The organism is Ruegeria sp. BHSB058 (genome assembly GCF_059613285.1).
This window is the reverse complement of the sequence record NZ_JBXWSF010000053.1, coordinates 15243-27662: the sequence shown is the minus strand read 5'-3', so window position 1 is coordinate 27662 and position 12420 is coordinate 15243. Positions and strand designations below refer to the sequence as shown.

Sequence of the window (12420 nt, the reverse complement as noted above, 5' to 3'; positions counted from 1 at the left end):
CGGCGTTCACAACCAGGATCGCGCCGTCCATCTGCGCCGCACCGGTGATCATGTTCTTGACATAGTCGGCGTGGCCGGGGCAGTCGACGTGGGCATAGTGGCGCGCGTCGGTCTCGTATTCCACGTGGGCGGTCGAGATGGTGATCCCGCGGGCCTTCTCTTCCGGCGCGCCGTCGATCTGGTCATACGCCTTGAAGTCGCCGAAATACTTGGTGATCGCCGCCGTCAGCGTCGTCTTGCCGTGGTCAACGTGGCCGATCGTGCCGATGTTGACGTGCGGTTTGTTACGCTCAAACTTTTCCTTTGCCATTGCAAGGCTCCTTTTTTCTTACGGATGGTGGGATGAAACCCACCCTACAGTGGAATGGGTAGGGCGGGGTTCACCCCGCCACCCGGTCTTATGCGTATTTCGCCTGGATCTCGTCCGAGATGTTCTGCGGAACCGGATCGTAGTGGTCGAACTGCATGGTGAACTGGGCACGGCCCGACGACATCGAACGCAGGGTGTTGATGTAGCCGAACATGTTGGCCAGCGGAACGAACGCAGCGATTGCGATCGCGTTGCCGCGCGGTTCCTGACCCGACACCTGACCCCGACGCGAGGTCAGGTCGCCGATGATACCACCGGTGTATTCTTCCGGGGTGATCACTTCGACCTTCATGATCGGTTCCAGCAGCTTCGCACCAGCTTTGCGCATGCCTTCGCGCATGCACATCCGCGCCGCGATTTCGAACGCCAGAACGCTCGAGTCAACGTCGTGGAACTTGCCGTCCAGCAGGGCCACTTTGAAGTCGATCACCGGAAAGCCAGCCAACGGACCGGAATCCATGACCGAACGAATACCCTTTTCGACGCCCGGCACATATTCCTTCGGAACCGCGCCACCAACGATGCGGCTTTCGAACGAATAGCCTTCGCCCGGTTGGGTCGGCTGGATTTCCAGCTTGACCTCGGCGAACTGGCCCGAACCACCCGACTGTTTCTTGTGGGTGTAGGAGTGTTCGACCGGCATCGAGATGGTCTCACGGTAAGCCACCTGCGGCGCACCGATGTTGGCCTCGACCTTGAATTCGCGCTTGAGACGGTCCACCAGGATGTCCAGGTGAAGTTCGCCCATGCCCTTCATGATGGTCTGACCGGATTCCAGGTCGGTTTCCACGCGGAACGACGGGTCTTCGGCTGCCAGACGGGCAAGGCCTTGGCTCATCTTTTCCTGGTCGCCCTTGGTCTTGGGCTCGACCGCGATTTCGATCACCGGCTCGGGGAAGGTCATGGTTTCGAGAACCACAGGTTCCTTGGCATCGCACAGGGTGTCACCGGTGGTGGTGTCTTTCAGACCCGCCAGCGCGATGATGTCGCCTGCAAACGCTTCGTCGATCTCTTCCCGGTTGTTGGAGTGCATCATCATCATACGACCGATGCGCTCTTTCTTGCCTTTGGTCGAGTTCAGGATCTGGTCACCCTTGTTCATCACGCCGGAGTAGATCCGGGTGAAGGTCAGCGAACCGACGAAGGGGTCGTTCATGATCTTGAACGCCAGACCCGCAAACGGCATGTTGTCGTCTGCGCGGCGGGCGATGTTGCGAACTTCTTCCTCGTCACCGGGTTTGAAGCCCATGTAATCGACAACGTCCAGCGGGCTGGGCAGATAGTCGATCACCGCATTGAGCAGCGGCTGCACGCCCTTGTTCTTGAACGCCGAGCCACCCAGAACCGGAACGAAGTGCAGCGCCAGAGTGCCCTTGCGCAGCAGTTTGCGCAGGGTCGGCACATCGGGCTCTTCGCCTTCCAGGTACATCATCATCGCGTCGTCGTCTTCTTCGACGGCCGCTTCGATCATCTTGCCGCGCCATTCTTCGGCTATGTCCTTCAGGCTGTCGCGGATCGGGGCCTTGATCCAGCTTGCGCCCAGATCTTCGCCCTGCCACAGCCACTCTTCCATGGTGACCAGGTCGATCAAGCCTTCCAACTCGGATTCAGCACCGATCGGAATACCAACCGGAACCGCGCGGGCGCCGGTGCGGTCTTCGATCATGCGGACGCAGTTGAAGAAGTCTGCGCCGATCTTGTCCATCTTGTTGACGAACACCATGCGCGGAACCTTGTAGCGGTCAGCCTGACGCCACACGGTTTCGGTCTGGGGCTCAACACCGGCGTTTGCGTCCAGAACGCAGACGGCACCGTCGAGCACGGCCAGCGAGCGTTCGACTTCGATGGTGAAGTCAACGTGACCTGGGGTGTCGATGATGTTCAGGCGGTGCTTGGGGGTATCGGCGGTCTGACCGTCCTCGGTGCGCTCCCAGAAGGTGGTGGTTGCAGCCGAGGTGATGGTGATGCCGCGTTCCTGTTCCTGCTCCATCCAGTCCATGGTGGCTGCACCGTCGTGCACCTCACCGATGTTGTGGGATTTGCCGGTGTAATACAGGATACGCTCCGAGCAGGTGGTCTTACCTGCGTCGATGTGCGCCATGATACCGAAGTTGCGGTACAAATTAAGCGGATAGTCGCGTGCCATAAGTGTAAGCCTCTAGGGTTACCAGCGGTAATGGCTGAAGGCTTTGTTCGCCTCGGCCATCTTGTGGGTGTCTTCGCGCTTTTTGACGGCGGTACCGCGGGACTGAACGGCGTCCAGCAGTTCGCCAGCAAGGCGCTCTTCCATGGTGTTTTCATTGCGGTTGCGCGCGGCGGCGATCAGCCAGCGGATGGCCAGTGCCTCGCGGCGCTCGGGGCGCACTTCGACCGGAACCTGATAGGTTGCACCACCCACACGGCGCGAGCGAACTTCGACCGAAGGTTTGATGTTGTCGAGCGCTTCGTGGAACACTTCGACGGGTGCGCGCTTGATCTTGGTTTCAACGCGATCGAACGCGTTATAGACGATGCGCTCTGCGACCGACTTCTTGCCGTCGATCATCAGGTTGTTCATGAATTTGGTCAGAACCTTGTCGCCAAACTTGGCGTCAGGCAGGACTTCGCGTTTTTCGGCGGCGTGACGACGTGACATATCAGCCTCTCCTTCTTACTTGGGACGCTTCGCGCCGTATTTCGAACGGCGTTGCTTACGGTCTTTGACGCCCTGGGTATCCAGAACACCGCGCAGGATGTGGTAACGCACACCGGGAAGGTCTTTCACACGGCCGCCACGGATCAGAACAACCGAGTGTTCCTGCAGGTTGTGGCTTTCACCGGGGATGTACGAGATGACCTCGAACCCGTTGGTCAGGCGCACCTTGGCAACCTTACGCATAGCCGAGTTCGGTTTCTTCGGTGTGGTGGTGTAAACACGTGTGCAGACGCCGCGTTTCTGCGGGCACTGCTCCAGGTGCATGGATTTCGAGCGTTTTACTTTCGGCTGCCGCGGTTTGCGGATCAGCTGTTGAATAGTTGGCATTCCGGTTTCTTCCCCGTTTTGCAACACACATGACATGCACGCGCGTTGCGTGCGGCTAACTTCGCTGCGCTTATGCGTCCACAAGCGCAAAACCCGCGAGCGTTCCCATTCCGAGGTGAACGTCGCGGTTTGTTATCAGAGGGCGCGAACTGCAAAATTGTCCGGGCCTTGACCAGTTCATTACTGGAATCGGCGTTGGGGCGGCCCCCGGTGCCGAGATGACGCGCGTAATAGGGGGAGTCGGGCAAAGTGTCAACAGCCCGACCCGATTCCATCTGCGCAGGGCGCCTTATCCGCCGGATATCGCCGTTTTGACCGGAAAACAAGCCGGTTTCGGAGCGGTTGCAGACGCAGACGGCCAGCGGCATAGTCCGTCGGGAACAAACCTCGCTGGAAGTCATAGATGCAAGTTCTCGGCCTGTGCCGCTTTTCGTACCCCGCACTTGGGGGATTTCAGGTCGCGCATGACACTGTCGAGGACAGAATTCGCTATCTCTATGATTGCGACCGGTTGGAAGAGCGATTCCGGCTGTTTGAAGCCGTCTCGCTACCGGGGCTGCGCGCGCAAACCGATCAGGATTTTACCTTGATCATCGTGATTGGGGACAGCCTGCCGAAACCGGATCGCGACCGGTTGCATGACCTGACTGCCGATATACGGCAGGTCAGGATCGTCGCCCAACCGCCGCGCCCGCACCGGGAGGTGATGAAAGAAATCCTGAATGCGGAGCGCGCATCACCAGATGCACCATGTCTGCAGTTCCGGCATGACGACGACGATGCCGTCGCGATTGATTTTGTCGCCAGACTTCGGCAAGCCGCCGGCGACTGCGACGGGTTGCTGAAACGCAACAAGGCTGTCGCAGTCGATTTCAGTCGTGGTTACGCAGCTGAATTCAACAGCGGTGGCACCCGCGTACTGGAAGAAACCAGACCGTTCCTGGGAGTGGCACTTGGGATGTATGTCCGGGGCGGCTGTCCGCTGACGATCATGAATTTTGCGCACAACAAGATTGCGCGGTTCATGCCAGCGGTCAGCTTTTCGGACGTGCCTATGTGGGTGCGGTCGCATGGCAGCTTTAACGACTCGCGCAGGGCAAGGGCGCAACCCGTCGACCTGTTGCCTCTGACGGCGGATCAAAAAGAAGAATTCGCCGCCCGGTTTGCGATTGACACCGACCGGGTTTCCAGGCGCGGGTTCAGTCCTTGATCGCGCGCTCGCGGAACAGAGTGAACAAGCCGGCGGCCACGACGAGAGCCGCGCCAAACAAAGTCAGCGGATCAGGCCAATCGCCAAAAACTGCAAAGCCCAGGAGAAGCGCCCAGATCAGGCTTGAATAACGGAACGGGGCGACGAACCCGACCTCGCCAACGCGCATCACCATGACGCTGAACAGATACCCCATCAGAACGAACACCGCCGCCGAGGCGACCATCATGCCGGTGGCTGGCGCAACCGGCACCCAGCCGGTATCGAGCGATGCCAATGCGGCGGTGAGTGTTATGGTGGTGGACGTTGCGAGCGTAACGACCATTGACGGTACGGCGGCCGACATGCGCCGGGTCAAAAGGTCTCGGGCGGTAATCATGGCGACCGCCGCCAACGCATAAAGCGCATAGATATTGAAACCTTCAGGACCAGGGCGGACGATCAACAGCATGCCCGCAAACCCGACCGCAATTGCCGCCGCCCGCCGCCACCCGACCGGTTCCTTGAATAAAATCGCCGCACCCAGGGTCACGGTCAGGGGCAATGCCTGCAAGACCGCCGTCACGTTCGCCAACGGCATGTGTACCAGCGCTGACAGAAACAGGAACGTGGCGCCGACCTCGGCAACGCAACGAAATGCAACAAGGATCTTGTCACGCCGTGGGAAATTCAGGTGCAGGGTGCCCAAATGCCGAGACAGGACATAGATCAGCGTGGTGGCCAGAACACCGCGCATGGCGACCAGCTGAAACAGGGGCAGGTCCGCTGCGGCCGCCTTGACGATCGCGTCGTTGATCGTGAACGCCGCCATGCTGCCCATCATCAGGAACGCGCCTTGCGTGTTGGAAGACATGTTGCGACCTCGGTGCCAGGGGGTGTCAACCGCTCCGGTCGGGTCCGTGAGCCTGCCAACCATACAGTTCTGGCATGGATGTCAAAAAAGGCAAGATGTTAACGGAATTGCATGAGGCTGCGGCGGCGCCACAACCATATATGCACGATAATCCCGGCGAGATAGCACAGGATCACAGCGCTCACCAATCCACCAAACTGATAGCGCCCCAGAACGAACAGAAAGATCGGTGTTCCCAGTGTGTTGCCCAAATTGCCCATCTGGGCCATTGCCCCGTTGGCAAGCGCACGATGCTCTGTTGATGTGTTCAACTGAGGGATGGCGGCAAAGCTGGCGCCCTGGACAAGGCCCAGTGTCCCAAACAGTGTCACGCATAGAATCGGAGCTGAAACCCCCAACCAGTACCCCGCCAGCACAAGCGCGGACAGGGCAAAGCCGAACACGACGACACCGATGGCAGACCAGATGCGCATAAGGGCGGTGGCTACCAGCAGCGACACCGCAATGCTGGTCAATGGCATCAACCCCACTATGGTGGCGCGCAGGTCAGCTGGCAACAAGATGGGCAGGATCGCGACCAGTGACACGAAAGTCAGCGTATAGAAAAGCCAGCCGACAGCAGGCGCGGCAAGGCGAGGAGAGCTGTAGACGGAAAGATGCTGGCGCAACACCTTACGCGGCGTAATCGAGCCAACTTTCGCCCCGGTCGTTGGGTCATCGGGTTTGAGCACCAGCCACACCATAGCAGCCAACGCCGCCATGGCCAGACCATGGGCGAGGAACAAGGCCTTTAGCCCGTGAACCTGCGCCCATGGCAATCCGACCCATGCTACAATGGCGAAGGACACGCCAAAAAACGTACTCCACAAAGTCATCGCCAGGTTGCGATATCGATCCGAGGAGATCTGCGCCATCAGCGTGGGCGCGGCGACGACGATGGCGAGATGCGACAACCCTTCGATGGTGCGGCTGACCAGCATCGGAACAATTGGAGGCAGGGCGGCTTGCCACAGCGACATCGCCGCGCCCAGACACAGGCCCAGCACCAGCATTCGGCGATACCCCACCCGCGCCACAACGATGCCCGCAGTCATGCCAAAAAGGATGCCAAAGAGACTGATGACGGACAAAACCAAACCCAAGCTTGCAGCCGCATCGGGATAGGCTTGCGCCAGCATGTCGAACGGAACCGCGATCTTGGCGAACTGCCCGGCCGCACCAAGCCCTGAAAGCCAGAGCAACAGGACAAGAAGAAGGATTCGGAGGGGCGGATTGAGCATGTCCCCTTCGATACTCCCACGGCGCTGGCAAAGCCATGGGCAAGTTCGCTGTCACAGTGGGCTTGACCTTAGCGACGCACGCCGTGTTGGTTTGCTTTGGGGCGAAGCGATCACACTCCCAACTTGCCCTTGCGCTTCACTTGATGCAAATTTGTATGCGGGAGAGGAATGTCTGCCTCACAGTCGGATCTGTTGGCAGACGGACCAGCGCGATGCCACGCTTTGGGAGGAGTGTGTCATGACATCCAAGACTGCAGACCCTACACCACCGGACAATCTGACGCCGCAACAAGGGGCCTTGCCCAAGGTCAATAGAGTGACCGGGGGTGATATTTCCGCTTCGCTGAAGGCCGGGTTTTCCGACTTTCTGTCGCGCCCCGTCATGAGCGGCTTTTTCGGCCTGTTCTATGCAACCTTCGGAATCCTGCTGGTTTGGAGTTTGGTCTGGCTTGGTCAGATCTGGATGATCATTCCTGCCATTGTAGGCTTTCCGCTGATCGCACCCTTCGCCGCTGCCGGGCTTTACGAGATGTCCCGCCGGTTGCAGAAGGGAGAGAGTTTTGGCTGGTCCGAGATCCTCATCGTCATGGCCAATCAACGCAAGCGCGAAATGGGCTGGATGGCCTTTGTCACCCTGTTCATTTTCTGGGTGTGGATTTACCAGGTTCGGCTTTGGCTGGCGATCATCCTGCAAAATGCATCCTTTTCGGATCTTGACGGTTTTTTGAACACCGTATTCTTTACACCTCAGGGCTGGATCTTTCTTGCGGTCGGCACCTGTGTGGGCGCGTTTTTGTCGGCTGTCCTGTTCTCGGTGACCGTCGTCGCCATGCCGATGCTGCTGGACCGGGAAACCAATTTTGTTTCCGCCATGTTAACCTCTTTACGCGTCGTCTCGGAAAGCCCAGTGGTCATGCTCAGCTGGGCGGCGATCATATCGGTCACAATGCTGTTGTCGCTGGTTCCCGCGTTTCTGGGGCTGATCTTTACCCTTCCGATCCTTGGTCACACCACATGGCATCTCTATCAGCGGGCAGTGTCTGCCGCCGAAGGATGATGTATCCAGCCGCCACTCAGAGAGCCTGCGTGCTTGTTTCGTCGGCGGGGGTAATGCTCAATTTCCGCGGGACCGAGCAGCAAGTCCTCGGGCGTGCCGAATTGAGCAATGCCAGCAATCAGTGCCGGGTAACAATCGTCGAATCTGAAGATAGCCGGAATAACCGGGCAATAGACCCATCCTTCTTACCGGTCTGACCAGTTTTTCCTTTATTCGATTGGTGCGAGAAGCTTAACCCGCCGCAGTGTTCACTTTGTGCTCACCAGCCGAAGTTTTGCCGGACCCACTTCAGACTCTGACTGACCAACACGGCTTTCTGGCACGCGCACAAAAAAAACCCGCGCCTGAGCGCGGGTTTTGTTTTCGACATAGACCAAAGTTTATTCACGGCTTTCCGGAGTATCGACCAGGGTGTCGAGTTCGTCCCCGATGATGTCGTCCTCCATGATCGGAGCGGCCAGGGCAGCGGCGGCTTCGGCCTCTTCCCGGCGGGCTTCGATCACCACGTTGTCGCGGGTCTGCGCGATATGGCGGACGCGCTGGGTTGCGCCGCCCGTACCGGCCGGGATCAGGCGACCGACGATCACGTTTTCCTTGAGACCCACCAGCTTGTCTTTCTTGCCCTGAACCGAGGCTTCGGTCAGAACGCGGGTGGTTTCCTGGAACGACGCCGCCGAGATGAACGAACGCGTCTGCAGCGAGGCCTTGGTGATGCCAAGCAGGATCGGCTGACCCTGGGCCGGGCGACCGCCGCGTGCGATGGTCTTTTCGTTGGCCGCATCGAATTCCTGCTTATCGACATGCTCGCCCTTCAGCAGGGTGGTATCGCCGGATTCGAGGATCTCCCACTTCTGCAGCATCTGGCGCACGATCACTTCGATGTGCTTGTCGTTGATCTTAACACCTTGCAAGCGATAGACGTCCTGCACCTCATCGATCATGTAATCCGCCAGCGCTTCGACGCCCATGATGGCAAGGATGTCGTGCGGGGCCGGGTTGCCGTCCATGATATAGTCACCCTTCTGCACGAAGTCGCCTTCCTGCACCGGGATGTGTTTTCCCTTGGGTACCATGTATTCGATCGGCTCCATCGACTCGTCGGCCGGTTCGATGGTGATGCGGCGCTTGTTCTTGTAGTCGCGGCCAAAGCGTACGTAACCATCGGCTTCGGCGATGATTGCGTGATCCTTGGGACGACGTGCTTCGAACAGTTCCGCAACACGTGGCAGACCACCGGTGATGTCCTTGGTCTTGGCGCCTTCGCGCGGAATACGCGCGACAACGTCACCGGCTTCGATCTGCTGGCCGTCCTCGACAGACAGGATCGCATCCACCGACATCGGATAGTGTACCGGGTTGCCCGCATCGTTGCGCACCGGTTCGCCATCTTCGCCCACCAGAATGATTTCGGGCTTGAGGTCGCTGCCGCGTGGCGCCGCGCGCCAGTCGATCACGATCTTCTGGGTCATGCCGGTTGCGTCATCGGTCTCGTCGCGAACCGCAAGGCCCGAAACCAGGTCGACATATTTCGCGGTACCGGCTTTCTCGGCGATGATCGGAAGGGTGTAGGGATCCCATTCGAACAGCTTGTCGCCGCGCTTGACCTTGGTGCCGTCCTTGACGAAAAGCTTGGAGCCGTAGCCCAGCTTGAAGTTGGCGCGTTCTTCGCCGTGTTCGTCGTTGATCACCAGCTTCATGTTACGGCCCATGACCAGGCTTTCGCCTGCGGCATTGACCAGGATCTGCGGGTTTTCGAAGGCAATGACGCCGTCCTGGCTTGCTTCCTGGAACGACTGCTGACCACCTTGGGCAACACCACCGATGTGGAACGTCCGCATCGTCAGCTGTGTACCCGGTTCACCGATCGACTGTGCGGCGATGATACCGACAGCCTCGCCCGTGTTCACCATGGTACCGCGCGCAAGGTCACGACCGTAGCAGGTGGCGCAAACGCCCTCTTCCGACTCACATGTCAGAGGCGAGCGGATCCGCATTGAAGCAACGGCAGCCTCGTCGATGGCGTCAGCCATACGCTCGTCAATCAGCTGACCTGCAGCGACCAGAACCTCATCCGTTCCCGGACGCAGAACGTCATCGGCAGAGACACGACCCAGCACACGCTCGGCCAGAGAGGCAACGACTTCACCGTCGTTAACCGCTGCTTCGGCAGTGATTGCGCGGTCGGTGCCGCAGTCGATTTCACGCACGATGCAATCCTGCGCCACGTCCACCAGACGACGGGTCAGGTAGCCCGAGTTCGCGGTTTTCAGAGCGGTATCCGACAGACCCTTACGGGCACCGTGGGTCGAGTTGAAGTATTCAAGAACGGTCAGACCTTCCTTGAAGTTCGAAATGATCGGCGTCTCGATGATGTCGCCGTTCGGCTTGGCCATCAAGCCACGCATACCACCCAGCTGTTTCATCTGAGTCACCGAGCCCCGCGCACCGGAGTGGGCCATCATGTAGACCGAGTTCGGTTCCTGCTCGGCACCATTCTCGTCACGCGCGGAAGCCGAGATGGTGTTCATCATCGCCTCGGTGACGCGGTCGTTACATTTCGACCAGGCATCGACAACCTTGTTGTACTTTTCGCCCTGAGTGATCAGGCCGTCCATGTACTGTTGTTCGAAATCCTTCACCTGATCGCGGGTGTCATCAACGATGCCCCACTTGTCGTTCGGGATGACCATGTCGTCCTTGCCGAACGAGATGCCGGCCCTGAACGCTTCCTTGAAACCCATCGACATGATCTGGTCACAGAAGATAACCGACTCTTTCTGCCCGCAGTAACGGTAGACGGTGTCGATCACCTGCTGCACTTCCTTCTTTCGCAGCAGACGGTTGACCAGTTCGAACGGCGCCTTGTTGTTCATCGGCAGCAACGCACCCAGACGCAGACGGCCCGGAGTGGTTTCATAACGCTTCTGAACTTCGTTGCCTTCGTCGTCGATCTGCGTGATCCGCGCGGTGATTTTGGTGTGCAGATGCACTTCACCCGCGTCCAGCGCGTGCTGAACTTCGTCGATCGAACCAAAGACCTTGCCTTCACCCGGCATGCCTTCGCGTTCCAGGGTCACATAGTAGAGACCCAGGATCATGTCCTGCGACGGAACGATGATCGGCGCGCCGTTTGCTGGCGACAGAACGTTGTTTGTCGACATCATCAGAACACGGGCTTCCAGCTGTGCCTCAAGGCTCAGCGGCACGTGAACGGCCATCTGGTCACCGTCGAAGTCGGCGTTGAAAGCCGAACAGACCAGCGGGTGCAGCTGGATCGCTTTACCTTCGATCAGGACCGGTTCGAATGCCTGAATGCCAAGACGGTGCAGCGTCGGCGCACGGTTCAGCATGACAGGGTGTTCGCGGATCACCTCGTCGAGGATATCCCACACTTCGGGGCGCTCTTTCTCGACAAGTTTCTTCGCCTGTTTGACGGTCGAAGACAGACCCTTGGCTTCAAGGCGGCTGTAAATGAACGGCTTGAACAGCTCCAGCGCCATCTTCTTGGGCAGACCACACTGGTGCAGCTTGAGTTCGGGACCAGTCACGATAACCGAACGGCCCGAGAAGTCGACCCGCTTGCCCAGAAGGTTCTGACGGAAACGACCCTGCTTGCCTTTCAGCATGTCCGACAGCGATTTCAGCGGACGCTTGTTGGCGCCGGTAATCACGCGGCCACGACGACCGTTGTCGAACAGAGCGTCAACGGATTCCTGCAACATCCGCTTTTCGTTGCGGACGATGATGTCAGGCGCGCGCAGTTCGATCAGACGTTTCAGACGGTTGTTCCGGTTGATCACGCGGCGATACAGATCGTTCAGATCCGAGGTCGCAAATCGGCCACCATCCAGAGGAACCAGCGGGCGCAGTTCCGGCGGAATGACCGGGATCACAGTCATTACCATCCACTCGGGTCGGTTTCCCGACTCGAGGAAGGATTCAACAACCTTCAGACGCTTGATGATCTTCTTGGGCTTCAGTTCGCCGGTTGCTTCGGCCAGATCGGCGCGCAGCTGCTCGGCTTCGGCTTCCAGATCGATCTGGGCCAGCATCTCGCGAATGGCTTCGGCACCGATATTCGCGGTGAACGCGTCCATGCCATAGGCATCCTGTGCGTCCATGTACTCTTCTTCGGTCAGCATCTGGCCGTAGGTCAGGTCGGTCAGACCGGGCTCGATGACGACGTAGTTTTCAAAGTAGAGAACCCGTTCCAGATCGCGCAGCGTCATGTCCAGCATCAGACCGATGCGGGACGGCAGCGATTTCAGGAACCAGATATGCGCGACGGGCGCGGCCAGTTCGATATGGCCCATGCGCTCGCGGCGGACTTTCTGCAGGGTGACTTCCACACCGCATTTCTCGCAGACAACGCCGCGATACTTCATCCGCTTATATTTGCCGCACAGACATTCGTAATCTTTGATCGGGCCAAAGATGCGCGCGCAGAACAGACCGTCACGCTCGGGCTTGAACGTGCGATAGTTGATGGTTTCGGGTTTCTTGATCTCGCCATAGGACCAAGACAGAATCCGCTCGGGCGACGCCAGCGAGACCTTGATCTCGTCGAACACTTTCGGGGGCGTCAGCGGATTGAACGGGTTGTTGGTGATTTCCTGGTTCATTTTGCG

Annotated in this window: 9 protein-coding genes; 2 read left to right on the top strand and 7 right to left on the bottom strand. The window is 58.9% G+C overall.

Features of this window, described 5'->3' with window-relative positions:
• The 4 genes from AC2FNB_RS13760 to rpsL form a co-directional block, all read right to left on the bottom strand.
• On the bottom strand, positions 1–310 hold a 310-nt coding region (locus AC2FNB_RS13760; RefSeq protein ID WP_496747192.1), incomplete at its 3' end, for a GTP-binding protein.
• Positions 311–398: 88 nt separating this feature from the next.
• Positions 399–2516, bottom strand: coding sequence for an elongation factor G (gene fusA / locus AC2FNB_RS13755; RefSeq protein ID WP_480750194.1), 2118 nt, complete (start codon positions 2514–2516; stop codon positions 399–401).
• Between the two features lie 18 nt (positions 2517–2534).
• Positions 2535–3005, bottom strand: a complete 471-nt coding sequence (rpsG, locus tag AC2FNB_RS13750; protein WP_138842352.1) for a 30S ribosomal protein S7 — start codon at positions 3003–3005, stop codon at positions 2535–2537.
• Positions 3006–3020: 15 nt separating this feature from the next.
• Positions 3021–3392: a 30S ribosomal protein S12 gene (gene rpsL / locus AC2FNB_RS13745; protein WP_005621086.1), complete on the bottom strand. Its 372-nt coding sequence runs from the start codon at positions 3390–3392 to the stop codon at positions 3021–3023.
• Between the two features lie 403 nt (positions 3393–3795).
• On the opposite strand from rpsL, the gene AC2FNB_RS13740 reads away from it, so the two are divergent.
• Positions 3796–4602 (top strand): putative rhamnosyl transferase, encoded by an 807-nt coding sequence (locus tag AC2FNB_RS13740; protein WP_480750193.1) that lies wholly within the window; start codon positions 3796–3798, stop codon positions 4600–4602.
• On the opposite strand, the gene AC2FNB_RS13735 is transcribed toward AC2FNB_RS13740, so the two are convergent.
• Both AC2FNB_RS13735 and AC2FNB_RS13730 read right to left on the bottom strand, forming a co-directional pair.
• The gene (locus tag AC2FNB_RS13735; RefSeq protein ID WP_480750192.1) at positions 4592–5455 is read right to left on the bottom strand and encodes a DMT family transporter; all 864 of its coding nucleotides are present in this window, start codon (positions 5453–5455) and stop codon (positions 4592–4594) included. The genes AC2FNB_RS13740 and AC2FNB_RS13735 overlap by 11 nt on opposite strands.
• Before the next feature lie 98 nt (positions 5456–5553).
• Complete coding sequence (locus tag AC2FNB_RS13730; RefSeq protein WP_496747189.1) at positions 5554–6735, bottom strand: MFS transporter; 1182 nt, start codon at positions 6733–6735, stop codon at positions 5554–5556.
• A 238-nt stretch (positions 6736–6973) separates the two neighbouring features.
• On the opposite strand from AC2FNB_RS13730, the gene AC2FNB_RS13725 reads away from it, so the two are divergent.
• Entirely contained in the window at positions 6974–7792 is an 819-nt protein-coding gene (locus AC2FNB_RS13725) for a DUF2189 domain-containing protein (RefSeq protein ID WP_496747187.1), read from the top strand.
• Positions 7793–8172: 380 nt separating this feature from the next.
• Here AC2FNB_RS13725 and rpoC read toward each other — a convergent pair whose 3' ends face one another.
• Positions 8173–12414, bottom strand: coding sequence for a DNA-directed RNA polymerase subunit beta' (gene rpoC / locus AC2FNB_RS13720; RefSeq protein WP_480750189.1), 4242 nt, complete (start codon positions 12412–12414; stop codon positions 8173–8175).
• Between the last annotated feature and the right edge of the window lie 6 nt (positions 12415–12420).

Coding starts and splice junctions, on each gene's coding strand:
- fusA (WP_480750194.1), bottom strand. CDS start 2,516: ATGGCACGCGACTATCCGCTTAATTTGTACCGCAACTTCGGTATCATG.
- rpsG (WP_138842352.1), bottom strand. CDS start 3,005: ATGTCACGTCGTCACGCCGCCGAAAAACGCGAAGTCCTGCCTGACGCC.
- rpsL (WP_005621086.1), bottom strand. CDS start 3,392: ATGCCAACTATTCAACAGCTGATCCGCAAACCGCGGCAGCCGAAAGTA.
- AC2FNB_RS13740 (WP_480750193.1), top strand. CDS start 3,796: ATGCAAGTTCTCGGCCTGTGCCGCTTTTCGTACCCCGCACTTGGGGGA.
- AC2FNB_RS13735 (WP_480750192.1), bottom strand. CDS start 5,455: ATGTCTTCCAACACGCAAGGCGCGTTCCTGATGATGGGCAGCATGGCG.
- AC2FNB_RS13730 (WP_496747189.1), bottom strand. CDS start 6,735: ATGCTCAATCCGCCCCTCCGAATCCTTCTTCTTGTCCTGTTGCTCTGG.
- AC2FNB_RS13725 (WP_496747187.1), top strand. CDS start 6,974: ATGACATCCAAGACTGCAGACCCTACACCACCGGACAATCTGACGCCG.
- rpoC (WP_480750189.1), bottom strand. CDS start 12,414: ATGAACCAGGAAATCACCAACAACCCGTTCAATCCGCTGACGCCCCCG.